The 25,247-nt window shown below is 40.4% G+C and carries 31 protein-coding genes and 1 pseudogene; 19 read left to right on the forward strand and 13 right to left on the reverse strand.

What is annotated here, in order from left to right:
* Positions 1 to 245 precede the first annotated feature (245 nt).
* Positions 246 to 1,015, forward strand: a pseudogene (locus LLY41_RS08560) (sporulation protein).
* 71 nt (positions 1,016 to 1,086) lie between these two features.
* Here the strand turns inward: LLY41_RS08560 and LLY41_RS08565 are convergent.
* On the reverse strand, positions 1,087 to 1,944 hold the full coding sequence (locus LLY41_RS08565; protein WP_286137334.1) for a glycerophosphodiester phosphodiesterase: 858 nt from the start codon (positions 1,942 to 1,944) through the stop codon (positions 1,087 to 1,089).
* Between the two features lie 193 nt (positions 1,945 to 2,137).
* Here LLY41_RS08565 and LLY41_RS08570 point away from each other — a divergent pair, with 193 nt between their 5' ends.
* Positions 2,138 to 2,446 (forward strand): YodL domain-containing protein, encoded by a 309-nt coding sequence (locus LLY41_RS08570; RefSeq protein WP_095244547.1) that lies wholly within the window; start codon positions 2,138 to 2,140, stop codon positions 2,444 to 2,446.
* Between the two features lie 52 nt (positions 2,447 to 2,498).
* On the opposite strand, the gene LLY41_RS08575 is transcribed toward LLY41_RS08570, so the two are convergent.
* Complete coding sequence (locus LLY41_RS08575; RefSeq protein WP_169799738.1) at positions 2,499 to 2,648, reverse strand: hypothetical protein; 150 nt, start codon at positions 2,646 to 2,648, stop codon at positions 2,499 to 2,501.
* Between the two features lie 15 nt (positions 2,649 to 2,663).
* Complete coding sequence (locus tag LLY41_RS08580) at positions 2,664 to 2,792, reverse strand: hypothetical protein (protein ID WP_268745125.1); 129 nt, start codon at positions 2,790 to 2,792, stop codon at positions 2,664 to 2,666.
* A gap of 153 nt (positions 2,793 to 2,945) precedes the next feature.
* Between LLY41_RS08580 and deoD the strand changes: the two genes are divergently transcribed.
* Together deoD and LLY41_RS08590 are read left to right on the forward strand one after the other, a co-directional pair.
* Entirely contained in the window at positions 2,946 to 3,650 is a 705-nt protein-coding gene (gene deoD / locus LLY41_RS08585; protein WP_076261031.1) for a purine-nucleoside phosphorylase, read from the forward strand.
* 177 nt (positions 3,651 to 3,827) lie between these two features.
* Positions 3,828 to 4,700, forward strand: a complete 873-nt coding sequence (locus tag LLY41_RS08590; RefSeq protein WP_095244546.1) for a M15 family metallopeptidase — start codon at positions 3,828 to 3,830, stop codon at positions 4,698 to 4,700.
* Between the two features lie 19 nt (positions 4,701 to 4,719).
* Here the strand turns inward: LLY41_RS08590 and LLY41_RS08595 are convergent, their stop codons facing one another.
* Entirely contained in the window at positions 4,720 to 4,968 is a 249-nt protein-coding gene (locus LLY41_RS08595; RefSeq protein ID WP_286137332.1) for a hypothetical protein, read from the reverse strand.
* 253 nt (positions 4,969 to 5,221) lie between these two features.
* On the opposite strand from LLY41_RS08595, the gene LLY41_RS08600 reads away from it, so the two are divergent.
* From LLY41_RS08600 to LLY41_RS08610, 3 genes are all read left to right on the forward strand, one after another.
* On the forward strand, positions 5,222 to 5,428 hold the full coding sequence (locus LLY41_RS08600; RefSeq protein WP_095244545.1) for a heavy-metal-associated domain-containing protein: 207 nt from the start codon (positions 5,222 to 5,224) through the stop codon (positions 5,426 to 5,428).
* 143 nt (positions 5,429 to 5,571) lie between these two features.
* Positions 5,572 to 7,050, forward strand: a complete 1,479-nt coding sequence (locus tag LLY41_RS08605; RefSeq protein WP_304588018.1) for a lmo1851 family serine protease — start codon at positions 5,572 to 5,574, stop codon at positions 7,048 to 7,050.
* Positions 7,051 to 7,224: 174 nt separating this feature from the next.
* Entirely contained in the window at positions 7,225 to 8,151 is a 927-nt protein-coding gene (locus LLY41_RS08610; RefSeq protein WP_304587508.1) for an LCP family protein, read from the forward strand.
* Positions 8,152 to 8,201: 50 nt separating this feature from the next.
* Here the strand turns inward: LLY41_RS08610 and LLY41_RS08615 are convergent, their stop codons facing one another.
* Positions 8,202 to 8,819 carry a class I SAM-dependent methyltransferase gene (locus LLY41_RS08615; protein ID WP_304587509.1) on the reverse strand — a complete coding sequence of 206 codons (618 nt, stop codon included), beginning with the start codon at positions 8,817 to 8,819 and terminating at the stop codon, positions 8,202 to 8,204.
* A 114-nt stretch (positions 8,820 to 8,933) separates the two neighbouring features.
* On the opposite strand from LLY41_RS08615, the gene LLY41_RS08620 reads away from it, so the two are divergent.
* The 3 genes from LLY41_RS08620 to LLY41_RS08630 all read left to right on the forward strand — a co-directional run bounded on the left by LLY41_RS08620 (position 8,934) and on the right by LLY41_RS08630 (position 11,213).
* A complete protein-coding gene (locus LLY41_RS08620; protein WP_304587510.1) occupies positions 8,934 to 9,335 on the forward strand; it encodes a hypothetical protein in 402 nt (133 codons plus the stop codon).
* Positions 9,328 to 10,248 carry a CobW family GTP-binding protein gene (locus tag LLY41_RS08625; RefSeq protein WP_304587511.1) on the forward strand — a complete coding sequence of 307 codons (921 nt, stop codon included), beginning with the start codon at positions 9,328 to 9,330 and terminating at the stop codon, positions 10,246 to 10,248. Before LLY41_RS08620 ends, LLY41_RS08625 begins: the two co-directional genes overlap by 8 nt.
* Before the next feature lie 131 nt (positions 10,249 to 10,379).
* The gene (locus tag LLY41_RS08630; protein ID WP_304587512.1) at positions 10,380 to 11,213 is read left to right on the forward strand and encodes a hypothetical protein; all 834 of its coding nucleotides are present in this window, start codon (positions 10,380 to 10,382) and stop codon (positions 11,211 to 11,213) included.
* A gap of 35 nt (positions 11,214 to 11,248) precedes the next feature.
* Here the strand turns inward: LLY41_RS08630 and LLY41_RS08635 are convergent, their stop codons facing one another.
* Entirely contained in the window at positions 11,249 to 11,491 is a 243-nt protein-coding gene (locus LLY41_RS08635; RefSeq protein ID WP_009332565.1) for a hypothetical protein, read from the reverse strand.
* Positions 11,492 to 11,608: 117 nt separating this feature from the next.
* Here LLY41_RS08635 and LLY41_RS08640 point away from each other — a divergent pair, with 117 nt between their 5' ends.
* From LLY41_RS08640 to LLY41_RS08670, 7 genes are all read left to right on the forward strand, one after another.
* Positions 11,609 to 11,875 carry a hypothetical protein gene (locus LLY41_RS08640; protein WP_304587517.1) on the forward strand — a complete coding sequence of 89 codons (267 nt, stop codon included), beginning with the start codon at positions 11,609 to 11,611 and terminating at the stop codon, positions 11,873 to 11,875.
* A gap of 404 nt (positions 11,876 to 12,279) precedes the next feature.
* Positions 12,280 to 13,260, forward strand: coding sequence for a YncE family protein (locus tag LLY41_RS08645; RefSeq protein ID WP_304587518.1), 981 nt, complete (start codon positions 12,280 to 12,282; stop codon positions 13,258 to 13,260).
* 1 nt (position 13,261) lies between these two features.
* Positions 13,262 to 13,936 carry a response regulator transcription factor gene (locus LLY41_RS08650; RefSeq protein ID WP_095246088.1) on the forward strand — a complete coding sequence of 225 codons (675 nt, stop codon included), beginning with the start codon at positions 13,262 to 13,264 and terminating at the stop codon, positions 13,934 to 13,936.
* Positions 13,933 to 15,336 (forward strand): sensor histidine kinase, encoded by a 1,404-nt coding sequence (locus LLY41_RS08655; RefSeq protein WP_095246089.1) that lies wholly within the window; start codon positions 13,933 to 13,935, stop codon positions 15,334 to 15,336. The genes LLY41_RS08650 and LLY41_RS08655 overlap by 4 nt, the downstream gene beginning before the upstream one ends.
* A gap of 19 nt (positions 15,337 to 15,355) precedes the next feature.
* On the forward strand, positions 15,356 to 15,814 hold the full coding sequence (locus tag LLY41_RS08660) for a FixH family protein (protein ID WP_304587519.1): 459 nt from the start codon (positions 15,356 to 15,358) through the stop codon (positions 15,812 to 15,814).
* Positions 15,815 to 16,262: 448 nt separating this feature from the next.
* Positions 16,263 to 17,021, forward strand: coding sequence for a CAP domain-containing protein (locus tag LLY41_RS08665; RefSeq protein ID WP_095246091.1), 759 nt, complete (start codon positions 16,263 to 16,265; stop codon positions 17,019 to 17,021).
* Between the two features lie 150 nt (positions 17,022 to 17,171).
* A complete protein-coding gene (locus LLY41_RS08670; protein WP_304587521.1) occupies positions 17,172 to 17,669 on the forward strand; it encodes a GNAT family N-acetyltransferase in 498 nt (165 codons plus the stop codon).
* Here LLY41_RS08670 and LLY41_RS08675 read toward each other — a convergent pair.
* Complete coding sequence (locus tag LLY41_RS08675) at positions 17,666 to 18,163, reverse strand: Hsp20/alpha crystallin family protein (protein WP_095246093.1); 498 nt, start codon at positions 18,161 to 18,163, stop codon at positions 17,666 to 17,668. The two genes, LLY41_RS08670 and LLY41_RS08675, sit on opposite strands and share 4 nt — an antisense overlap.
* A gap of 13 nt (positions 18,164 to 18,176) precedes the next feature.
* The gene (locus tag LLY41_RS08680; RefSeq protein WP_304587524.1) at positions 18,177 to 18,659 is read right to left on the reverse strand and encodes an Hsp20/alpha crystallin family protein; all 483 of its coding nucleotides are present in this window, start codon (positions 18,657 to 18,659) and stop codon (positions 18,177 to 18,179) included.
* Between the two features lie 221 nt (positions 18,660 to 18,880).
* Here LLY41_RS08680 and LLY41_RS08685 point away from each other — a divergent pair, with 221 nt between their 5' ends.
* Positions 18,881 to 19,654: an SDR family oxidoreductase gene (locus LLY41_RS08685; protein WP_304587526.1), complete on the forward strand. Its 774-nt coding sequence runs from the start codon at positions 18,881 to 18,883 to the stop codon at positions 19,652 to 19,654.
* 42 nt (positions 19,655 to 19,696) lie between these two features.
* Here LLY41_RS08685 and LLY41_RS08690 read toward each other — a convergent pair whose 3' ends face one another.
* A complete protein-coding gene (locus tag LLY41_RS08690; RefSeq protein ID WP_304587528.1) occupies positions 19,697 to 21,064 on the reverse strand; it encodes an MATE family efflux transporter in 1,368 nt (455 codons plus the stop codon).
* Positions 21,065 to 21,273: 209 nt separating this feature from the next.
* Here LLY41_RS08690 and LLY41_RS08695 point away from each other — a divergent pair, with 209 nt between their 5' ends.
* On the forward strand, positions 21,274 to 21,432 hold the full coding sequence (locus tag LLY41_RS08695; RefSeq protein ID WP_179289096.1) for a hypothetical protein: 159 nt from the start codon (positions 21,274 to 21,276) through the stop codon (positions 21,430 to 21,432).
* Positions 21,433 to 21,525: 93 nt separating this feature from the next.
* Here the strand turns inward: LLY41_RS08695 and LLY41_RS08700 are convergent, their stop codons facing one another.
* From LLY41_RS08700 to LLY41_RS08715, 4 genes are all read right to left on the reverse strand, one after another.
* Positions 21,526 to 22,086, reverse strand: a complete 561-nt coding sequence (locus LLY41_RS08700) for a GNAT family N-acetyltransferase (protein ID WP_095246097.1) — start codon at positions 22,084 to 22,086, stop codon at positions 21,526 to 21,528.
* 313 nt (positions 22,087 to 22,399) lie between these two features.
* Positions 22,400 to 23,521 carry an amidohydrolase gene (locus LLY41_RS08705; protein ID WP_095246098.1) on the reverse strand — a complete coding sequence of 374 codons (1,122 nt, stop codon included), beginning with the start codon at positions 23,519 to 23,521 and terminating at the stop codon, positions 22,400 to 22,402.
* Between the two features lie 129 nt (positions 23,522 to 23,650).
* The gene (locus LLY41_RS08710) at positions 23,651 to 24,235 is read right to left on the reverse strand and encodes an undecaprenyl phosphate transporter UptA (protein ID WP_095246099.1); all 585 of its coding nucleotides are present in this window, start codon (positions 24,233 to 24,235) and stop codon (positions 23,651 to 23,653) included.
* Positions 24,236 to 24,258: 23 nt separating this feature from the next.
* Positions 24,259 to 25,038 (reverse strand): undecaprenyl-diphosphate phosphatase, encoded by a 780-nt coding sequence (locus tag LLY41_RS08715; protein WP_142301788.1) that lies wholly within the window; start codon positions 25,036 to 25,038, stop codon positions 24,259 to 24,261.
* Positions 25,039 to 25,247: the final 209 nt, after the last annotated feature.

Here is a 25,247-nt window from a genome sequence, read left to right on the forward strand (position 1 = left end):
AGAAAAATGACGAGGAAAGGTGCTCGTCATTTTTTTGCGGAGCAGCAGGAACATCTTACACATACATATTTCTAAACACCCATTTTATGTGGGTACGCAGGGAACGCAGCATTTCCGAAAAAAATATGTGCTGCCACCACAGAAAGTGAAACCTTCTTGTTAATAAGCACGTATATCTAAGTGAAATAAGTGCTTTGCTTTATATATGGCAGTAAAAATAAAAAAGGAAACAGGGAGAGAAGCATATGTCATTTTTTAATAAGGTTTTGGCAAGTGTGGGAATTGGATCAGCAAAAGTGGATACGAAACTTGAAAAGGATTCAGCGGTTCCGGGAGAAGCCCTCAGAGGCGTGGTTGAGATTACAGGGGGCAGCACCGAACAGAAAATTGATGATATTTACCTTTCATTGAATACTACTTATATAAAAGAATCAGATGATAAAAAATATACAGTCTCCGGTCTGATTGACCGTTTCAGGCTTGCTCAATCCTTTACCCTGGCAGCCAATGAACGAAAGGAAATTCCTTTTACCTTTAACCTTCCAGCTGACACACCTTTGTCTATTGGCAAAACGAAAATATGGGTGACGACAGGACTGGATATAAAAACGCGGTGGATCCTGCAGATAAGGATTATATTCGTGTTGCTGCTACCCCGCTGATGGATTCTGTATTGAACGCTGTTTCAAGTATGGGATTCCGTTTGAGGGAAGCTGAGTGTGAACAGGCTCCGCACCGCCTTCGCAGAAGGCTTCCGTTTATCCAGGAGTTTGAATTTGTTCCAGTCTCCGGCCCTTTCAGAGGAAAACTTGATGAACTGGAAGTGGTCTTTTTTCCACTGTCAAACGGAGAGACCGAGGTTATGATGCAAGTAGACCGTAAAGCGAGAGGGATTGGCGGATTCCTGGCAGAAGCATTAGAAATGGATGAAACATTTGTCCGTTTCACTGTTACAAATGCAGATATTCCTTATATGCAGCAAAAGCTTCAGTCGGTCATTGCAAAATATGCTTAATTCATTAAGAAAACGATGGGTGATGCCCATCGTTTTTTTGATTTGGCTGCAGCAGTGGAATGCTTTGGCTGTTATGCCAGAAGTGTTCTAATTAAATCCTGTCCTTTTAAAAAGGGGGTAATGAGCACGTACATGATTGAATCCGGGATTCTCTTCTCATCATCGGAAATTATGCCATGAACACCAAGCCTCTGCATGTCTGCAAATTGGTATTGTTTGCTGATGGTCCACGAATAGATCTCATAACCGAATATTTCAGCTTGATTAATGAAGGACTTGGAAAGCAGGAGATGGTGAACAGATAGAAAAGAGGCAAAATCGCGGTAGGATGCCAAATGAAACAAGTCCAGGTGTTTACTCAGCAGCAGGCCGGCAGGGATCTGGGGAGCCAGCTTGTGAAACTTTTTCATTTCATTAATATGAAAAGATTGGACTTTTATCTGGCTGTCGGATTTGTAAGAGTTTAATACGTCTGCGAGAATTTCTGTCATGCCAGGCTGGTTTTCAGGTGATTTCATCTCAATTATCATTCCTATTTTTCCGCTGGCCTGTTTTAAAACTTCAGTCAATGTAGGGATTTTTTCACCGGCATACGCGGGAGAAAACCATGAGCCTGCATCCAGTTTTTTTAAGTCTTTAACCGTTAATTCCTCAATTAACCCCTCACCGTCGGTAGTTCGCAAAACATTCGCATCATGAATAACAACCAGCTGTTTATCCTTGCTCAGCCTTACATCTAACTCGATATAGTCAAAACCCATTTCTATAGCTTTTTCAAACGATGCAAGCGTGTTTTCGGGTGCAAGTGCCGATGCGCCTCTGTGTGCGATGGACTTAAATGGCATGAGAGGCTGAAAAAAATAAGAAATAGTCATTAATAACATTCCAATTAAGATTGAAAATAAAACAAGCTTTTTAGAGCTCCGCAATTACATCACCTCCATATATGACTTTTATACATAATATGCAGAATGAACATTTTTGAAAGCGTTTTCTTTACGGAAAAAACCGTGAATCGACAAAAATAGTATTTTTTTGATGGAGGAAACGACAAGAAAAATGGCTAATTATACAGTAATAAATTATTGTTCACGTAATGCTGAAATAAGAGGGGGATGCCATATGCTGAAGGAATTAACAAGAATCAGAAGAAGAGAGTATGATGTTACGATCTTTCAAACACCTGAATTCAGGGGCAAAAAAGGCTTTCAGCAAGTATATCGCCTAAATGTCGAAGCTTTGACTCATGATGAATGCCTTGAATCAGTTTTTAGCAAGTTTAATGTGCATGACCGGATCCCTGGAGATTTTGATGGCCGGTTTATTTCCACAGGAGATATACTCTATATTGATGAAGGCAGAAGAGGGCAATTTTATTATCAGCTGAAGCCGGGCGGCTGGGAAGAAGTAAACCGGATACATATTAGATAAATAAGAAAACAGGAGGGCATAATAGCTCTCCTGTTTATTTTTATTAAATAGTTTATTCTGTTATGTTAGATCCCGGACTGTTTTTGCGTTTGTTGGCTGTGAATTCCTTGCCATGAGCTTCCTGCTCTGCAACAATGGCTTCAGCAGGAATATGATTATTTTTCTTGGGTGAATTTATACGGTTGCGGTGCTTTTTGCCCATATTAAGTCCCTCCGGTTATCGATTGCTTTTTGTTTTGACTGTTTTTGATGTATTAGGCTCAGTATTAGCCCTCGAAGATGGATTTGTCTCATTGGCATGCTGGACTGCCTGTCTGAGTTTTTTGCTCATTCCTTTTTGCGGCATGATTACAACCTCCTTTGGAAAAGCTAAAATTAGCTTTCCCGCACAGGCAAAAAACATGCCCTGTCTTATTTGTTTCTAACTGGTGTCACATATGGTATAGTGTGACTTGGAAGCATTTACATCAGCTTCAGAATTAAGTTGGAGGTTAGATTAATGAGCGTACATATTGGTGCTAAAGAAAATGAAATTGCGGAAACGGTCCTGCTTCCTGGAGATCCTTTGCGTGCAAAATATATTGCAGAAACATTTTTAGAAAATGCGGAGTGCTATAATGAAGTCCGCAACATGTTTGGCTACACAGGAACGTATAAAGGGAAGCGCATATCAGTGCAGGGTACAGGCATGGGTGTTCCATCCATTTCCATCTATATCAATGAACTGATGCAAAGCTATAATGTCCAAAACCTGATTAGAGTAGGAACGTGTGGTGCGATTCAGAAAGATGTAAAGGTTCGCGATGTAATCCTTGCGATGAGCTCTTCTACAGATTCCCAAATGAACAGGCTCACTTTCGGAGGGGTTGACTTTGCGCCGACAGCCAATTTTGATCTATTGAAAAAAGCTTATGATGCAGGTGTGGAAAAAGGATTAAACCTTAAAGTCGGAAATGTCTTCACAGCAGACATGTTCTATAATGACAATTCGGAACTTGAAAAATGGGCAAAGTATCAGATCCTGGCAATTGAGATGGAAACGGCTGCTCTATATACGCTTGCTGCGAAGTTTGACCGCAAAGCACTATCTGTTCTAACAGTCAGTGATCACATCCTGACAGGTGAAGAAACGACTGCTGAAGAGAGACAAACCACCTTCAATGAAATGATTGAAGTGGCACTTGAGGCTGCTATTAAGGAATAATATAGAATGAAACTGGTTCACCTGAGCCAGTTTTATTTTTTTGATGAGTGTGTGTTTGAAATCAATAAAAAGGATATTTTGTGCCGTTTGTCCTGTTTTTAATACGATTATGGACTAGTTGACGTGTAGTGTTAAAATAGTAATGTTGCAAAGAAATAAAAAGACAGGTGAGTTTGAATGAAGAAGATCTTAATTATGGCAGGGACCCTGAGTCTCCTGCTTTCCGGCTGCAGCCAGCTTGATCCGTATTTGGATAAAGCAAAGCCGCTTATTGAAAAGATTCCGTTCCTTGGGGAAGAGAAAAGCGTTGATGAACCCCCTAAGGAAGATGAATCACTAAATAAAGAAGAAAACAGTGCCGGAGAAGCAGGCAATGAAGACAAAGAAGACATTCAAAAGGATCCCCTATCATTGGAAGCTGCATATTTTAATGATATAAAAGCTGTGGATGGCAGAAATATTATCCAGAACCCTGATAATGTGATGGTCCTGGTGAATAAACAATTCAGCCTTCCGGATGGCTATGAGCCCCCCAAGCTAATGATTCCGGATGTCGCATTTTCTTATGGGAAGTTAGATTTGGAAAAAAGCTATATGCGAAAGGATGCTGCTGAAGAGCTGGAGAAGCTGTTTGCAGGTGCACTGAATGAAGGTGTGGAATTATTTGCTGTATCCGGTTATCGCTCATTTACACGGCAATCGGAAGTTTTTGATGCAGAAGTAAATAGAGTTGGTAAAGAAAAAGCGGTCCAGGCTGTGGCGATTCCCGGAAGCAGTGAACATCAGACAGGACTTACCATGGATATTTCGAGCAGAAGTGCAGGCCTTGAGCTTTCTGAAAAATTCGGGGAAACAAAGGAAGGAAAGTGGCTTGCTGAAAATGCACACCGCTATGGTTTTATTCTCCGCTATCCAAAAGGAAAAGAAACCATAACGGGTTATAAATATGAACCTTGGCACTTCCGTTATGTAGGCCTTGAAGCTGCGAAAGTCATTTATGAAAAGAAATGGACTTTGGAAGAGTACTTTGATATTGTTAAAAAAATCTAAGAGGCCCAAAAGGCCTCTTTTATTTGTTTTTCTGCTTCAGACTGCTTTTTCCTGATTGGAAATAGAAAATAACCGCTAAAATGAAGGGAACAGCGGGAAGGCCTGATAGAAAGCGGAGCACATTTTCTGCCCCTGTTAGGGAATAACCCAATGGCAGCAGAAGAAAGAAGCTTATTAATGCAAATTTCCATGACTGATTCATGATTCCGGCAATTAGGCTGATTAGGGAAAGTGCAAAGCTTATCCATAATATTGCGGTTAACATCATAAATTCACCCCTTAAGAAAGTGCTGGAAGCTGAGGGCTGGAAGCTGAAAAGGTTTGATAGAGGGTTTTAAAATGGCTTTATAATAAAATATGTTTATATCGGTAAAACATTAATCTTTTATTTTCCTGATGTAATTGCCGCTTTAATTCAAATGAAATATGGCCTGGCCGGCTGTCTGTTCACCTGATGTTTATAAACCTCCTTTAATGAGGTAATTATAAAGTAAGGTTACTGTAAAAAGGAGGCACATGCTTTGGAAAAAGTTTCGTTTAAAGTTGCAGGCATGACCTGCGGACATTGTGAAGAGGCAGTCAAAAATGCCATTCTCTCCATCGATGGTGTGGCAAGCATCTCGATTGCCTTTCATGATGAACATGCAGAAATCGTCTATGACCCTGAAAAAACTGATAAGAAACATTTGATAAAAGTGATAGAAGACCAGGGCTATGGGGTAGCCTGATATAAGAAAGAGCGCCATGCATATTTTGCTGGCGCTCTTTTAATCGCTGCACACATTTTTCTTTGTTATTTATTCGATAAATGTTATTCTAATCATTAAGGATTGTACATAGTTATTTTACGGTGACGAAAGTGGTGAAAAGTTTGCAAAATGAAGATTTAAACAAAGAAACTTCTGAAACACCAGATAATAACCATTCAGGTTTTATCCGCATGAAAAAGTTTCATTTTGTAATGCTGCTGTTTTTTATTGTGTTCCTTTCCGCTGGAATTACTACCTTTGCACTGGCCTTTGGAGATGAAAAGGCAGTAGATGTGGGATCAAGCGAAAGAAGGGAATTTGATAAGCTGTATACAGCTTATGATACCCTGAAAGCAAACTATTTCCAGGAAGTGGATCAAAGTAACCTTATAAATGGCGCTATTAACGGTATGCTTGAAGCGCTGGATGATCCATACTCGGATTATATGAATGAAGAAGAAGCCGAAAACTTTCACCAAAGTATTTCGTCTTCTTTTGAAGGAATCGGAGCTGAAATCCAGGAACAGGAAGGCTACATAGTCATTGTATCCCCATTGAAGGGTTCACCTGCTGAAAAAGCAGGGCTTAGGCCAAATGACAAGGTTCTCTCCGTTGATGGAAAAAGCCTTCAGGGTATGAGCTCTACTGAGGCTGTTATGCTGATCAGAGGCGAAAAAGGGACTAAAGTGGAACTTGCAGTTCAGCGTCCCGGTACAGATGAGCCAATGAATATTTCCATTACACGTGATACGATTCCGCTTGAAACTGTCTATGGGGAAATGATGGAAGATGGTATTGCAAAAGTACAGATTACAACATTCTCGGAAAATACTTCTAAAGAATTGGTGGAAACTTTGAATGAACTGCAGAAGCAGGGCATGAAAGGATTAATCCTTGATCTTCGCCAGAATCCAGGCGGCCTTCTGGATCAGGCAGTGGAAATCTCCAGCCTGTTTGTCCCGGATGGCGAGATATTATTCCAAATTGAAGACCGCAATGGAAACAGAGAAGAAGTAAAATCAAAGAGAGAAGAAAACCCGAATATACCTTTAGTCGTTGTGATTGATAAAGGAAGTGCCAGTGCATCAGAAATTCTGGCTGCGGCAGTACACGAGTCCGCAGATGTGCCGCTTGTAGGTGAAAAATCGTTTGGGAAAGGCACCGTCCAGCGTGCACAGGACTTCTCCGATGGGTCAAACATGAAATTCACGACTGAAAAATGGCTGACACCGGAGGGAAATTGGATTCATAAAAAAGGGATTACACCTGACCACAAAGTGGCCTTGCCGGAATATGCTTCGCTGCCATTTATTAATCCAGACACTGAATTAAAGCTTTCTGCTTCTTCAGCTCAGGTTAAAGCAGCTCAAGCTATGCTGAAAGCTCTGGGATATAATCCTGGAAGAGAAGACGGTTTCTTCGATGAAAAAACCGAAGCAGCTGTCAAGGAATTCCAGGCTGCTGAAAAGCTTGATCAAAATGGAGTATTATCAGGGCAGTCTACTCTTAGGCTGATGGAAAAACTCCGTGAAAAAATCGACCACAATGATACGCAAATTCAAAAAGCAGCTGAAGTGCTGAAAAAACAAATAGGATCATAATCTAAAGCTCTCCGATTCGGAGAGCTTTTTTCGTCATTTTTCAAGCGAGATGATTCCTTCCTCAAGCGAGTAGAGGCAGGTGTGGAAAGTTCAAGTGCTGTTCCAGAAAATGGGTATAGAAAGCGTTTCTCTTTCCCACAATGGTAGTAAACTTAACTATAAAGCAGCGCAGGGGTGATTTGCTTGAAAAAAATTATGATTCTATTTGCAGTGGCTGCAGCTATACTATCCGGCTGCACGTCCTTTCAGCAGAAAGATAACAATAATGCAGGGCAGGTAACGGAGGTCGGCGAGTCCGAAAAGGAGAATAAAGAGCCATCAGCGACTGTAAGTGAAACGAAAAACTTTTTGCTTATTGGTGTCGACAGCAGAGGGGAAGAGGATTCACGTTCGGATGCCATTGTGCTGGCCAGCTATGAACCTTCCGGGGATTCCATTAAATTGGTCTCTCTTATGAGGGACAGCTATGTAAAAATACGGGATTACCAATATATGTACAGCAAGTTGAATCATGCTTATTATATAGGCGGCAAGGATTTATTGAAGGATACAATAGAACAAAACTTCGGAGTCCAAATCGATCATACAGCAATTATTGATTTTAAGGGATTTACTGCGATGCTTGATGCGATTGCTCCGGGCGGTATTGAAGCAGAAGTCAGTGCCGCCATGATTGAAGATATGGGATTGGATCTGGAGCCGGGAAAGCAAAAGCTTAAGGGAAGCGACATTTTATCATATGTCAGATTTCGCCATGACGGACAAAGTGATTTCGGGAGAGTGGACCGGCAGCAGGAAATTTTAATTGGGCTTAAAGATGAAGTGATGAACCAATTCTCATCACCTGCCGGTTTAGCAAGGTTTCCGGAAGTAATCAGCCAGGCAATGAAATACGTTGAAACCGACTTAAAGATTGAAGAAGCATTATCACTCGGTGTGAAGTTTTTAATGAATCCTGTCACTGACATTGAAACACTTAGGGTACCTGTTGAAGATAGTTATGAGAATAAAACATATGAACATGCCGGTTCGGTTCTCCAGCTTGATTTTGAAGAAAATGCAGAAGCGCTTAAGCAGTTTTTGGATGCTGAAAAGAAATAGCGGGAATTAGAAAGGCGCTTTTAAAAGTAAATGAGGGGCCCGCAGGCTCCTCATTTACTTTTTCTGCAGACTGCAATCCCAAAAGGGTAGTGTTTGCCTTCTCTTTTCGGTTCAATGAGAACACTTCGCTGATAATAAAATTCCGTCTCTCCGTAAGACTTGAACAGTTCAATAAATTCATCTTCAGTCAGCTGGTGAAAATGGAAGGGCTCATTTGTTGGCTTCCCCCGCCCGGCGCCGAAGGGTGTGGATAAAATGAGAGTCCCGCCCGGCTTTAGCATCTTAAAAAGACTGTTAAGGAATATTTCTTCTGATGGCAGGTGTTCAAGCGTTTCAAAGCTCGTTATCACATCAAAGAATCCTAATTGTTCTGGGAGGGAATCATCTTCCGCATTGGCTTTAATATATTGCACGAGAGGGTGATAATGATGCTGTCTGGCATATTTCAGTGTATCGTCATCAATGTCCACTGCTACAATTTCACTAATTTCTTTTTTCTTGGCTTTTGCCATGATTTTTGAACCGTACCCCGTACCGCAGGCAATATCAAGCACTCTTCCTTTAGCGTAATAAAGAGAAAAATAGTAACGTGCCAAATGTTCCAGAAGCATTCCGTTAGTAACCGGCATTTCCTCCAGTATGATTCTTTCTCCAGTATTATCGAGCATTTTTCTCCACCATCCTTAATAGAAATTATAGCAAATATGTCTTATGGTTTGTATGGACTGGTAAAATCATATACAATGGGTCATTAGACAGGATAGCTATAAAGAGGTGATCCTTTGAAGCAGGTAGTAAAGCTTAATGAAGAGACCCGCAGGCAAATATCAGATATTGAAAAAAAATGTGAAAAGCTTGCAGAAGAACTTCTTAATAAGTATAAAACAGACTTTCAAACTGAAGAGGAAAATCTGGCAGTGGACCTGGTCAGAACGATAAAGGGCCGGCATGCTTCAGAAAACGATGTGTTTGAAAATGATTATGAATCCATTCTGGAACTGGGAATTGAGACGGAGGATGAATTTTTTCCGAATGCTTATATTCCCATCTGGAAATGCAAACAGGAAATGTTTCATCCCGTTGGGTATTTAACCAATCTGGATATTGATTTAATAGAGAAGAAAATGATGCTTATGATTGAAGAAATGCTGGCAGATGGTGTAGAAAGGGAAAAGTATGAATAAAACAGAAATATATATACTATCAGGTTTTCTTGGGAGCGGGAAAACGACGCTGCTAAAGCAGCTGCTCCAGGATGAAAAAAAGCAAGGCAGAAAAGTGGCAGTCATGATGAACGAGCTTGGGAAAGTTTCAATTGATTCGGACGCAGTTGATGATGGGGTTCCTTTAAAAGAGCTGCTTGACGGCTGTATATGCTGTACCATTTCAGATAAGCTTGAGGCCCAGCTTCAGGAATTATTGATGGTTGAAAAGCCGGAAGCGATCTATATTGAAACTACAGGTGCTGCTCATCCCATTGAAGTTCTGGATAGCATTCTTTCCCCACTCTTTGCAGACAGGATGCAGGTAAAAGGCATTATTTCTGTTGTTGACAGTCCAAGATGGCTTAATCGAAATATGTTAAGCCCTCAGGTGCAGCAGCTTTTAATTGAGCAGGTAAGGCATGCAGACTTAATAATTTTGAATAAAGCAGATGAACTTTCCGAGGCGGAACAAGCGCGGCTTACAATGGAGATTCAGGGTCTGAACAGCCAGGCGTTCACCATCTTAACTTCATACTCAAAGATTTCTGTAAAGCAGGTAAGAGGTATGTCCACAGGGAATAAGAGCAAGGCATCCAGGTCACATGTTATTTCTGATTTAAAGCTTAGCACGTTCGTTTATCGGTTTCAAAAAGCTGTCAATCAGACTGATTTTGAGGATTTTCTTAGAGGACTTCCAGACACTGTGTACAGAATAAAAGGGTATATGAAGCTGAATTCTTCAAAGTATCCGTATCTTTTTCAGTTTTCTTATGGAATGCCGCTTTATATGCAGGAAAACATCAATATGCCCCTGAATATGGTGTTTATTGGGGAGAATCTTGATTGGGCAGAAATCGAACAAAGGTTAAAAATTCTGGAAGCAACTAATTAAACAGGATAGTTAAAGAAAATCGCACTCATATGGTGCGATTTTTTTATTGTCTGAATGAATGAAGAAAACCTTTTTTTGGGAAACTCATTATATAATGCCTAACCGAAAAAACCTATAAATGAGTGGAATTTATGAAAACTTTAAACATAATCATGGTATTCATCTTTCTTCTTTTTGCAGGAGGCACACATACTTCTGCAGAAGAAGAGGGGATTAGCTGGCGGATTGAGATGCTGCCATGGGAGAAAGTGAATGGGATATTGCCGAAATACAGTAAATTTACCGTTCTGGATGTTGAAACAGGCAAGAAGTTTAAGGTTCAGCGTCGTGCCGGAAGCCATCATGCAGATGTTCAGCCATTAAATGCTGAAGAAACAAAAATCATGAAAAGCATTTATGGCGGAAAATGGAGCTGGAAGCGGCGCGCCATCATAGTTATTAATGGCAATCAATGGATAGCGGCTTCCATGCATGGTATGCCCCATGGAGGAGGTGCACTGAAAAATAATTTTCCAGGGCACTTTTGCATTCATTTTTTTGGCAGTACTACACATCGGACAAACTTTATGGATTTATCACACAAGCTAATGATTTTGAAAGCGGCAGGAAAGCTTGAAGGATATCTCAATAATGCCAATCCATATGAAGTAATCAGTGCATTCATGGCAGGACTAAAACAGCAGGATTCCAGGATTGTCCAGTCGATTTCCCTCCAGCCTTTAGCATGGAATAAAGTCCTGCCCAGAATTGAGAATGTAAGGCTAAGTGCGATGCCTGTCCTTCCGGCTGAAGATTTGACAGATGAGCTGAGTATGGAAGTGCCGGTGGAAGCAGATTGGTTTATAAAAAACCGCGGCAGACAGCATTTTCGAGGAAGCATAAATCTTGTGCGCTTTTCACAGGCAGATCCATGGAAAGTGGATAATAAAAGGTTCTTAAAGGAAAATAAGTTAGTGAACGAATAAAAGCCTGAGAATAGAATCTCAGGCCTTTATTCATTTTACTGTTTTTCGCCAAATTTGATGAATGTCCGCTCGTCTTCTACAAGTCCGCAAGCCGCACATTGAACCCTTTTATCAGGGCCTTTGTAAGGCATATGGAAGGGGGACAGCTGTTCACTGCTGTATTCTTCCAAAACATTCCCTGTTTGAGGATCCATTTTTATGGATTGAGGCACCTGCTGAATAATATTGAATCGGCTTCTGTTTGTTTTACAGTTTGGGCACCGGTAAGGTGAATTCATAACTCATTCTCCTTTCTCGCATATTAGCTGTATTTTTTGCATTTATAAATTTATTTATGTAAAAATACATCTAAGGAAATATATTTGTTTCCTGTTTTGGAAGGGATGTGGCAAGTTATGAGTCTAGACTATGAAAAGCTTTTGAATGAATACAGGAAGCTATGGAATAACCGGAAACTCGAAGAAGATACTAACGCAGAAAACATTTTGAAGGAAGCCATCTCCAGGGAACTAAGGGACGAAAATTCTCATCCGAGAGTCCGTAAGGCTATCTACGAAAAATTTTACCTTGCGGTTAAGAGAATTTCACATTCAGACCTGGATGATAAATCCAAAGCAGCACTTATCCATATGCATATCCATGAAGCAGAAGGCTTGAAATAGGGAGGTTCAGGCCTCCTTTTTTTAATGGCTTTTTTCTCAAGGTTTTTCGCCACTTTTTATTTATTTGCTGAGTTGATTGGAGCGGAAGGTGCGAGATCCTCGAAAATGCATTCGCATTTTCTTCGTGCGGTGTTTTTTCGGGGAAGTTTATTCAACGTCCTGCGGGAGTAGCGGGACAGGTGAGACCCCGCAGATGCGTAGCGTCGAGGAGGCTCACCGCCTGCCCCGCGGTTCGCTGAGCATCCTGGAGCGGAAATCGACGGACAACATTGTTAGCGAAAACAACATTTTATACGAAAAGAGCCTTTCTATTAATAGGTTTACTGCAGATTTCAAGATCCTTTCACATTTATCTCACAAAATTAATGTAAGATAAAGATAAGATAGTCATGAGGAGAAATCGTATGTCAAAAAAAATGTATAGGCTTTTCTTTTTATGGATCATAGCGGCCTTCCTTACTTCCTGCTCAGAAAAGAAACAGCCTGCAATACCTGAGGATATTAGCTTTGCTGCCACAGTAAATATCAAGGATATGACGATATCTTTTGTCGACCTGAAAAAAAAGGAGCTGGCGGCAGAATGGACTATGGAGAAACCTTATACAGGAGCTTTAATTCTCCCGGATAATGATTCCATCCTTCTTTATGGAAAACAGCTTGAAACAGCTGATCTTTATTCCTTAAAGGAAGGCAAACTGATTGACAGCTGGGAAACAGGAGAAGGAATCGTAAATGGAATCCTGATTGAAACGAATGAAATCGTTTTAGCAGATCAGTATTTAAACAAAATCAGGTTCTTTGATTTAAATGGAGAAGAAGAAACACAGGTCGAATCTGAGATAGATCCGCTTACCCTGCTGGAATCCCGTGAAAAGAATAAGTTATTTGTTCTAAGCTTCAATCATAAAAAAATGGGAATGATCGACCTTGAATCTAAAGAAAAAAGCGGGGAGTTTACGATCCATCCTTCAGCAGCCGGTGCGTGGCTTAATGAGAAAAACGGTGAAATCTGGATTGGCGGACATGGAGAAGGTGTAGAGATTGAACAAAATATCCACGTATATGATGAAGAAACGGGAAAGTTAAAGAAGAAAATTCCAGCCGCTTCGATGCCGATAAATTTTCTGGGACATGAAAATCAAGTATATGTTCTAAGCCATGGATCAAATATGTTATATAAAATTAATGAATCAGGGGAAGAAGCAGCCTCTGTTTCGATTGCGGCAAATCCTTTTGAAATGGCTTTTGCAGAGCATAAGCTATTAGTGGCCGGTTATGACAGCAATGATTTACATATCCTGGAGCCGGAAAGTTTAAAAACGCTTAAAAGTATCAAGGTTGGAGAGGGTCCTTTTAAAATAGTCATTAGGGAGAGTGTGAAATGACATGCTGAATATCCTGATTATAGATGATGAAGCAGATATGAGGCATTTAATTGAAATGTACCTTGGGAATTCCGGATTTGCATGCTTTTCAGCAGAAAGCGGCTTTGAAGCATATGGGATACTTGAAAATAATGTGATGGACTTAGTTATTTTGGATATCATGATGCCTGGGGAGGATGGATTTGAAGTTTGTTCCCGAATAAGGGAAAAATCAAATGTGCCAATTATATTTCTCTCTGCTAAGGGAGAGGAGTGGGATAAAGTGAAAGCCCTGCAGTTAGGAGGGGATGACTATATTGTCAAACCTTTCAGTCCTGGAGAGCTTGTCGCCAGAATCAATGCTGTCCTTCGAAGAACAGGCGGATTAAAAAGTGACATGGATTCTATTCAAATTGGAAAGATCGCAATTGACATGAAGGCGAGAAAAGTTTTAGTTGCGGGAAAGCATGTCACGCTAACCCTAAAAGAATATGAATTGCTTCTGTTTTTTATCGAACATAAAAACCAGGCATTAAGCAGGGAGCAGCTTCTTGAATATATATGGGGCATTGATTATACAGGGAGTTTGAGAACAGTGGATACTCATATAAAAACGTTGAGAATGAAGCTTGGGGTTGGAGATTATATTCAAACAGTCTGGGGAGTTGGCTATAAATTAGAGGTGCCGGATGAATGAAATTCCTGACCAATAGCCTGGCTAAAAAAATGTGGCTGACCGTAACAGCCGCGATTATTATTACGATCTTATATTCCTATTTATTGTCTTACTTATTTTATGAAAAGATCTATGTGGATAATGTCAGGGATTCCCTGCTGACTGAAGGGAGAAGCCTGGCTTCAGAGTACCACGGAGGGGCTTTGACAGAGGATATCAGGAAAAAAATCGATTGGTACAATTCAAAATCCGAAACAGAGATTTTTATTGTCAGTAATCCCAGAGAGCTTAGTGCCTGTCTGCCTTTTGAAATTGACTATCAGACACTAATTGGCAAATCAGAGCGTGAAGAGCTTCTCAAAGGCATTCCAGTTGAAAAACTGGGCTATGAAAAAAGGTTTGACCGAAAAATTATGGGTGTCATTATTCCGCTGCTTGATGATAATCGGCTTCAAGGCATTATATATTTATATGTTCCCCTCGCGAAGATTTCAGAGATTACCCGGGATTTTGCCTATCTGTGGCTCGCTGCTGCGGCGGTCTTTACTGTTATCAGCATCACTTTAGGCACGATGCTGGTTAAAAAACTGACAAAGCCTTTACTGGATATGAAAGATGCAGCTGAACATGTCTCAAAGGGATACTATGATGTTCATTTAAACATTGATTCAAAGGACGAAATTGGCCAGCTGGCCAATGCCTTCAATTATATGTCCTCCTCTATACGAAAAGAAGACGAAAAGAAAAGGGAATTTCTCGCGAATGTATCTCATGAGTTAAGAACCCCTATCAGCTATGTAAAAGGCTACAGTGAGGCGCTCATTTCCGGAATGGAAAAATCCGAAGAGGACAGAAAAAAATACTTGCAGCTGATACTTAGAGAATCACGAAGGATGGAACGTCTCGTTGGAGATTTACTTGATTTATCCAAACTTGAATCTGACGAATACAAACTCGAAAAAATGCCGCTGCCATTGGCGCAGTTGATAGAGGACGCTATTGAGAAATACAAGCCGGTCCTCCGTGAAAAAAATGTGGATCTGCAATATCGCCTGAATCCTGAAGTAATCATAAACGGTGATGAAGGCAGGATTGAGCAGGTTATCCAAAATATTATGGATAATTCCATCAGATATACAGCAGAAGGCAGAATCAGCATCCGTTTATCTCAAGAGAGAGATCAATGCCTGATTGAAATAGAGGATACAGGAATAGGGATTTCAGAAGAACATTTAAGCAAAATTAAACAAAGGTTTTATAGAGTGAATAAAGGCAGAACAAGATCAGATGGAGGCACAGGGCTTGGTCTGGCAATTGCAGAAAAGCTGGTTAAGCTCCATCAAGGCGAGCTGACTGTGTTCAGTGAATTAAATAAGGGGACGACAGTTAGAATCATGCTGCCGCTGCTTGAAATAAAGTAAATATAGAGGAGATCTACTGATGAAAAAACTAATGTTTATTTGGCTTGCGGTAATGATAATTATTAGCCTCGCTGCCTGCAGCAATAATAATGCAGCCGAAGAAGAGCCGCAATTCCTGGATGTAAAGTTATCGATAAAACCTGAAAAAGCAAAAGCGGGTGAACCGGTTGTTTTTGAAGCAAAGGTTACTTATGGGGAGGAAGAGGTTACTGATGCAGACGAAGTGAAGTTTGAGATCTGGAGAGCAAATGCCGAAGAACACGAAAAAGTACTTGTTGAACATGCTGAAAACGGAATCTATCGTCTGGAGAAAAGCTTTAAAGAAGAAGGTACCTATTATATATATTCACACGTTACGGCGCACAGGATGCATAATATGCCTAAAAAGGAATTTGTTATCGGCAGGCCCAGTCCACCTGAAAATGAATCAGGCAGCCAGGAAGAAAATATGGATGACAATGAGCATGGCAGCCATTAAAAAGCAGCATAGGCTGCTTTTTTGTTTTGAAATCGAGTAATCCTGCAGGAATTTTTCCTCCAGGGGCATATATACCCATTTGAGGGTACATATACCTATCATATTTGTTACATTGGTGTAATAAAAGTAAAAAATAGTATCAGGCTAAAAACCTGTCAATACTGATCTTTTAGTATATAAATGGTACTGGATAAGGAAGCTTCCAATAAAGACAATAAAAGACAGAAAGCTATTTACCCATTTTTAAGTGTTCATAAACCCATTAAGATAAGTATTTATGAAACTTGCAGGCTGATATTTACCAGTTTCTAAGTCTATCGGATAAGCTGGATTCAAGAATTTGTAAAATCTGTCCAAAAATATTACGAAAAACCCTGTGTTATGATTATTGTGCAAGTCACACAGCACCACACAACAAAGAAAACAAACACAGGGAGGATTTATATACATGAATAAAAAAGTTATTTACTCAGTAGCAGCGGCAGCAGCATTATTAGTATCAGCACCAGGAGCTAACCAGGCGGACGCAGCTTCAAATTGTCCTACTCCTGAACAAGCTAAAAAAATTGCAATCTCTCAATCTGGCAACCTAAGCCAGGAACAAATCAATAACATTCTTCAAAAATACCTTAAAGACTACAATATTAATTGGGGAAATGCTCAAGTAAATAAACAGGAAGCTCAGAAGCCTGCAGCTCCAGCTCCAGCAGAGCAGCCTGCAAAAGCACCAGCCAAAACACAAGAAACTGCAAAAGCACCTGCGCAGCAGCCTGCACAGCAGCAAGCACCTGCAGAGCAGACAAAAGAAGCAGCACCTGCTTCTTCTGAAGTAAGTGCTTACGAGAAAAAAGTTCTTGAATTAACGAACCAGGAACGAGCAAAAGCTGGAGTGCCTGCACTTAAATTGGACGAAGAACTAAGCAAAGTAGCTCGTGAAAAATCACGTGATATGCAGTCTAAAGGATACTTTGACCATAACAGCCCAACTTACGGTTCACCATTCGATATGATGAAGCAATTCGGCATCTCATACACTACAGCAGGCGAAAACATTGCTATGGGCCAACAGTCTCCTGAAGAAGTTGTACAAGCTTGGATGAATAGTGAAGGCCACCGTAAAAACATCATGAATGCCAACTTTACACACCTTGGTGTTGGCCATGTTGCTGACGGTAACTACTGGACACAAATGTTCATCGGGAAATAATATTTGAACGAATAAAAGGCAGCCTTTTCAGGCTGTCTTTTTTTTGTAATATTATTCTTTATAGTATGGACTTTCCCACTATGTATGTATTCAACATTCATTGGAACATTAATAATAGCTGTTAAAATTGAAAGACAACAGGTGATTTAAATGGAAATTAGAAAAGGAACCAAAGCCGATTTGAAGGAAATAATGGAAATTATCCAGAAGACGGTCAGCATTATGGAATCTGAGGGGAATGATCAATGGAACCGGACCTATCCCCAAAAGGAAGATTTTTCAGCTGATGTCCAAGCAGGCAGTTTGTACACTGCCATCTTTGAAGGAAATATCGCAGGTTCCATTACTGTTGATCAAATCCAGGCGGAGGAATATAAAAATGCCTCATGGAGAAAAGATGAGCCCTGCTTTGTATTTCACCGTCTGGCCGTAGATCCTGAGATAAGAGGCGAGGGGATTGCGAGCAGGTTAATTGCATTTGCTGAAGATCATGCAGTGAATAATGGGATATCGTATATGAGAACAGATACATACTCGCTGAATAAAAAGGCTCAAAGTTTATTTGAGAAAAATGGATATGTTAAAGCAGGTGCAATCTTCATGGATCGGGAAAATCCTTTTTACTGCTATGATAAGCTGCTTGATTAAAGCTGCTCTTCATTCTTTACAATAATGGGTATTATTTCTTTCTCTTCGAATAGGATGGGAAGAGAAATGGAAAGTATCCCGTTTTCAAATGATGATTCTATCGAATATTTATCAACAGGCATAGGGAGGGTCAGAACTTTTTCAAAAGTTCTGCTATGTCTTTCTTTCAGAAAGTAGCGCAAGTGCTGCTGAAATGCTGAACATTTTCCTTTAATAATTAGTTCATTTTGTACAAGAGATACTTTAATATCGTTTTTGCTTATACCGGGGAGCTCTGCTTCAATTTTGATGTTGCCATTGTTCTCATACATGTCACAGCGTGGAAAAATATCCTGATTTGACAGAAAATGATTTATTTTTTCCTGCTCCAGACCTGAAAAAGAAAGTTTCTTATTGTGATTGGAATCCCCGGGTGAAATAAGCGTTTCCCAGAAATCCTGATCCTGATATTGTGCGGTCATTTTGATTAAATCTTTCCATTTATCCAGTTCCATAAGGAGGCCCCCTTTATAATATTTCCGTTACATCTATCTCTGAATATTGCATATCGATATTTTTAGGTATTTTTATCTCCATATAGCCCTCTTTGCAGCTGGCGGATGATCCTTTTTTCCTGACAATGGCAGGGAGGGTAATAATATGTTTATCGTCCTTATCGGGAATATGCTCGATAATCATTTGGTTGGAGGTATGATAAAGCTTCATTTCTTTTAACCATTCCTCGTTTTTTATTGGAAATCTCACAAAAACATAATCATGGGTTTCGAAGACGGATGAATTAAGTGGTGCAGAATTTGACTGTTGATTAGTTCCAGGGGCTGCAGCATTAAAGCCTTTCATAAAATCCGGTGCTCCAGTCATTCCCTGCATATTCTGAGGAAACATTTGCCCCATAATATTTTTAATATATTTATCAATTTCCTCCGGTTTCATTTGGCTGGGAGGATTCTTCATATCTTTATTAAACGGAAAAAGATTCCACGGGAACATCCTTCTCATCCTTTCCTTGCTAAACTGCCGCAACGGCTAATGATTCAATACTAAGCCATATATTCTATGCAGATAAACGCCTATCTGTTAATAATGGATTCTCTTGCTTGTACTTGCTGAATCATAGGCGAAAGCTTCTTATTATTTGCATTAATACACTGTAATTACTACTATATTGGTATCGATGTATATAAAATAATTAAATACTGAGGGGTAATTTTGTGAGAAATAAAGCAGCTTTAATCACGGGAGGGGCAACAGGGATCGGAAAAAGAACGGCGAATATGCTTGCCGCTAAAGGCATCGATCTGGTGATCAATTACCGTAGCAGTCAAGAGGAAGCTGTCTCATTATGCAGGGAACTGACCGAAAAATTCGGCACTAAAAATATTGCTTTGCAGGGAGATATTTCTTTACCGGCGGACTGTATAAAGATGTCTGAAAGAGCACTTAATGAATTTCAAGTCATCGATATAGTCATTAATAATGCCGGTCCTTATGTGCACGAAAGAAAAGAGATGCTGGATTATTCTTTTGAACAATGGAATTACCTTATTAATGGCAACTTAAATGCAATCTTTTATTTATCCAAGTTGTTTATACCGAAAATGAGGGAAAATGGGTGGGGAAGAATTATCACGATAGGCTTTGATCGTGTAGAAGCAGCATCTGGGTGGATATACCGTTCTGCATTTGCGGCTGCAAAAACGGGGGCAGCGTCTTTAACGAAATCCATTGCACTTGAAGAGGCCGGTAACGGAATTACCGCAAATATGGTTTGTCCGGGAGATATTATCGGTGAATGGAAGGAAAGAAATATCGAAGAGGCTGCGAAGGTTGATGATCATGCATCACCAGTCGGAAGGCCGGGTACAGGTGAGGATATTGCCCGAGTCATCAGTTTTCTGACCGATGAAAAATCAGACTTTATTACAGGCAGCATAATCCCGGTTACTGGAGGAAAAGACGTCCTGGGGAAAATTTATCAGGAATAAAAGCGAAAGGCAGAAGAACCGTATTCTTCTGCCTTTTTATTTTTACTTCGCTTCCATATATGCAGGGTATTTTCTGTTTTGCAGATAGATCAGCCGGCTTGTTAAAGTAATGGCCCCAGCTGCAAGTCCTGTAATTAAACCAATCCAATAACCATAGGCTCCCCAATCCGTATGATTGGCCAGGTAATAGCCAAACGGCAGTCCGATGATCCAATAAGAAATAAGCGACATAATGAAGGTGACATTAACGTCCTTATATCCCCGCAGCGCTCCCTGGACGGGTGCCTGAATGGCATCTGAAAGCTGAAAGAACATGGCATAAATTAAAAAAGCGGCTGTTAATTGCAGTACATGGTCGTCTTTTGTATAAATCGATGCCACCTCTTTTGGGAAAGCCAAAAGAACAGCTGCACATATTAAGGCCATAAATACAGCAATCCCGACACCGATCCAGCTGTACTCTTTAGCATCCCTGAATCTCTTAGCACCCGCTTCAAAGCCCACAACGATTGTTAATGCCATTGAAATGCTTAGCGGGATCATATAAAGAAGTGATGCGAAATTGAGGGCAATCTGGTGAGCTGCGATTACGGCTGTTTCAAATGTGCTCATTAATAAAGTAACAGCTGAAAAGATACTGGTTTCGAAAAAAATCGATAAGCCGATCGGGATCCCGATAAGAAGGATTTCCTTCCATTTGCCGATAGAAACAGCATGCATTCTTCTGAAAATTCCATAGTTCGAGAACGGGGAATTTTTATGAATAATAATAATCGAAATAACCATGATCAGCCAGTAAGTAATAGATGAAGCATAGCCTGCACCTGCTCCTCCGAGTTCCGGAAACCCCAATTTGCCATAAATGAGTATATAGTTAAAAAAAGCATTGATTGGCAGTGTAAGAAGGGTGATGATCATACTGACTCTGGTCTTCCCAAGAGCATCAATAAACGACCTTAATACATTGTATACAAACAGGGGAATCAATCCTGTGCTTAAGGCTGCAAGGTAGTTGAAAGCTGTATCATCGACCCTGTTCTCGAGATTCATTCCACTTAAGATGGGATTTAAGGAGAATGCTCCTCCGGCAAAAACAATGACGGCCATAATGATGGACAAATAAACACCCTGAATAACAGAAAAAGCAACTTCCTCACGCTCTTTCCCTGCACCCACAAGGTGGGACACAATCGGGGTAACAGCAAGGAGTATTCCGCTGAGCCCGGTGAATACAGGAACCCATAGAGAAGATCCTATCGCTACACCTGCCAGGTCCTGTGAATCATAGCGGCCGGTCATTAAAGTATCAATAAATGTCATAGAGTACATCGCCAGCTGGGTTACTAATATTGGAACTAAAATAACCAGCAGCTGATGCAGTTTTTGTTTTTTGCTGTATGTCTGATTCATGAATTTATCCTCTTTCAATAATGTGACTAGAGAATTATATCATACTAAAGAGAAGCCGGTCCCAAGCAGGTCTTTTCTTCAGTTAGTGACTCCTTATAAATGTTTCAATTATGTGAACCTTTGCATAATGGGAATAAAAATCCTTCAATCGGCGAGTATAAACAGTAAAAACAGCCATTTCCAAAACACGGCTTGAAGGAGGCAGAACGATGAGCTTCAATACAAATAGGATTAATCCAAATCAGACTCAAGTTTCATTCTTGGACGGACGTTTTGAAACTCTTACCAATGAAGAGCTGGATGAATTGCTGTCCCAGCATGGAATGAGAGAAAAAACAGATGAACCGGAATTAAATATTATCAACTGAAATTAAAAAAAGCACTTGCTTGTATGCAAGTGCTTTGCGTATTTATTACTTCAGAATCTATACTCTTGTACTTCAAGGCGCTTCCGCTTTTCTTTAAGCCTCCAATAATTGGGACGATTCTTGGACTGCTGCTCCATGACGCATAACATGAAGAGTATATAAATCTTTTGGGATCTCATATAGATTGTAAATATCACCATCTGCATTCAGCTGATCATACACAGACTTTCTCGTTTCATTTGCAAGAATGACATAAGGAAGCTTTTCTGCAGCTTTTTGCGAGCGGATATTTTCCTTGCGGATCCTCATAAAAATAGTTTCAATGCCTGTTTCAAAAAAGAGCTCTTCAAAGAAAGCATCTTTTGCTAATTTGTTATACCCCTTGCCATGATAAGGTTTGCCAAGCCATGTGCCGAGAAAGCCGGCATTCTCCTGGATGTCATACAAATTAATCGTCCCAATCGGAGCGCCCCATTCATCAAGAATTGTGCGTGAAATCAATTCACCGCGCTCTTCGGATTCGATTGTCTGCTTTGTAATAAATATAAACTCATCATAACAATTGGCTTTTTGGCGAACAAAAGGGAAGACATCAGGGTGCGTCATTAATTCAAATAAAGCATGGCAGTCGTGAAGATCACGTTTCTTGAGCATAGGTTATCCCTCCAATTGAGGGCAGTCCTACTCCATGCCAAATAGAGCCTTCGGTCCACCCTCGAAATTTTTTATTATGCTGCTAAAAAATTTCGGGGTGGAATCGAACCCACTAGAACCAGATAACTGGTGGCGCACCATTTGCCTTCCCTATTACTATCGTTTCCGATATTTGATTGTCTGTCATGTAAGAAGCAAAATTTTCACTTCACTTTAGGTATAATACTAAAAAAATTTCAAAAAGGAAATAGGTTTTTTGATTATTTTTTTTGCGATTTTATGTCAAATAACTCCAGCAATATTCGACACCGTTCTACGGCTCCCTATACACAAAATTTCCGCCTATCATTGTCCATTTTGGCTTGGAAAGAAAGTGAAATGGATGATGATTCCAGAGAACTAAGTCAGCATCTTTTCCTTCCGCAATGCTTCCCAGCTGATGATCGATTCTGAGGTTTCTGGCCGGCAAAATGGTGATTCCTTCTAAGGCTTTTTGCTCGGAAAGGCCTTCACGGACTGCAATAGCTGCACACATATTCAAATATTGTACAGGTGTGTATGGATGATCTGTAGTGATGGAGACTTCCACTCCATGCTCTGTCAGCTGCTGATACGTTTTCCAGGTTTTGTTTTTCAGCTCTACTTTGGACCGCCTTGTTAAAGTGGGACCGACTGATACCTTTAAATTCAGCCCTTCCAATTCGTCTGCAATTAAATGGCCTTCTGTGCAATGTTCGATTCGAAGATCCAGATTGAATTCTTCTGCAAAGCGGATGGCAGAAATGATATCGTCCGCCCTGTGTGCATGTATTCTGACGGGAATTTCTCTTTTAAGAGCCTTAACAAGCGGTGCAAATCTTAGAGAGTCAGGATTATCGCACTGTAAAGCCTCATAAAAAGCTTCCCTCAGCATTCCCATTATCCCCATTCTTGTTATGGAATCCTTGTTGCCATGACTATGAATCCGTTTTGGATTTTCACCGAGGGCAATTTTAAGGCCGGCTGTTTCCTGGATAATCATCTTGCTGATGTTTTTCCCGGATGTCTTAATAACAGAGGTTGTTCCTCCAATTACATTGGCGCTTCCCGGCATGATGTGTGCAGTTGTTATGCCATATTTCACGGCATCAGAAAAGGCGGGATCAAGAGGGTATACACCATCCATCGCTCTAATATGCGGGCTTAAGGGTTCAATTGTTTCATTGGCATCATTGCCTGCCCATCCGGTGCCTTCATCATAAAGACCCAGATGAGTATGGACATCAATGAAGCCTGGAAGCAGATGGTGGCTATGGCAGTCTATAATTTTTACATTTGAATCAGACTTTAAGTTCTTGCCCATCTTTTTTATTTTTCCGTTTTCTACTATTACATCCCCATGAAAGGTGGGGGAAGTCACAGGATATATGACTGCATTTTTCAATAATATTTTCATAAGTATCGTCCTTTGATCCTAAGTATTTGCTTTATTTTACAAAAATGATTAGAAAGTGTGAAGAAATTTCTTACCATCACTAGCTCAAATAAAAAAAGTGTAAAATTGGAATTCTACACTTTTGGTATGTTAACTTTTCCTCTTCATATAAAACAAATAAATAGCGCCGGAGATCAAAGCAATAGCTATGATCGGCAAGATAAATGGTTTTGCATATTCTTTGATGTCTCTCCAGTGGTCACCAAGCTCCATCCCCAATAATAGAAAGAGAACCGTCCATGGCACCATAGCTGCTAGTGTGTAAACAGTAAAGACCGATAAAGGCATCTTGGCTATTCCGGCTGGGATTGAAATGGCATGCCGTATCACTGGTATAAATCTGGCCGTAAAAATTACTCCAGTCCCATACTTTTCGAACCATTTCTCTGACGCATCCAAATGCTTTTTTTGAATCAGAAGATATTTTCCATATTTGTCAAGAACAGGCCTTCCGCCATATGCGCCCAGCCAGTAAAGAAACAGCTGGGCAAGTGTTCCGCCTGCAACCCCTGCAAGGAGGGCTCCTATAAAATGGATATTTCCGGTGCTGACTAAAAAGCCGCCATAGCTCAGGACAATTTCGCTTGGGATCACTTCAACCATTAAACCAAGTGCAATGCCGGCATAACCCAGCTGGGAAAGTAATTCAAAAATGCCGGCAATTATCTCTTCCATTCTGATACCTCCCCATTTGAAAATTAAAAAATCCCGGTCATTTGAAGGAATATAATGATGAACCCTAATATCCAAACGTATACAGCAAATATCTTTAAGGATTTTCGTTTTAGAAAATTAATCATCCACACGACTGCTGCATAACCGAAAATCGCTGATGACAATGTTGCCATTAACATGCTGCCAAGGGTTATGGCTTCTGTGTGACCGGACATTAATTCGCCAAACTGCATGACAATGCCGCCAGCGATGGCAGGAATGGATAACAGAAATGAAAAATAGGCAGCAGTTTCCCTGTCAAGCTTCCTAAAGAGGCCTGCTGCAATGGTTAAGCCGGACCTTGAGACTGCCGGAAAAATGGCAGCAGCCTGAAAGGAGCCGATAAACAAGGCATCTCCGTACGTGATGCTGTCCATTTTTTTTGCTCCTTTTTTAACACCATCAGCAATCCAGAGTATAAACCCTGTAAACAGAAATTCCCAGCCGATTGTAACACCGGATTTCGAAATTGAATCGAACATGTCACTCAGCAGGAGTCCCACGATTACGGCTGGAATCGTCCCGACTATCAGAAGCATTGATAGCTTGCCGAAGGGCTTCTTAATAATTTGAAGCAATTCATTTTTGTATACGACCAGGACTGCCAGTAAAGTTCCTATGTGCAGCATTGTATCAAGGAAAAGGCCTGCTTCATCAAGGCCAAATAGATGTCTCCCCAAATATAAATGTCCAGTACTGGAAATAGGCAGGAACTCGGTAAGCCCCTGAATGATTCCCAGAATGAAAGCCTCCAGCTTTGACATCATCTGTATATCACCTTCCTAGGCAGGTATAAGAATAGGCAAAGGTATATGCGCAATGCCTGTCTTTAACATGTGTATTCAAGTTGTCCCAATCGAGAACAGGAAATTAAGGATGCAGAGCGGATATAAAAAAATATAAAAATACATGAAACCTTTTACAATGAATATCGTAAATAATATAAAAGAAACATCATTTATATTTAGGTTAG

The organism is Cytobacillus firmus (assembly GCF_023612095.1).
Taxonomy (GTDB): Bacteria; Bacillota; Bacilli; order Bacillales; family Cytobacillaceae; genus Cytobacillus.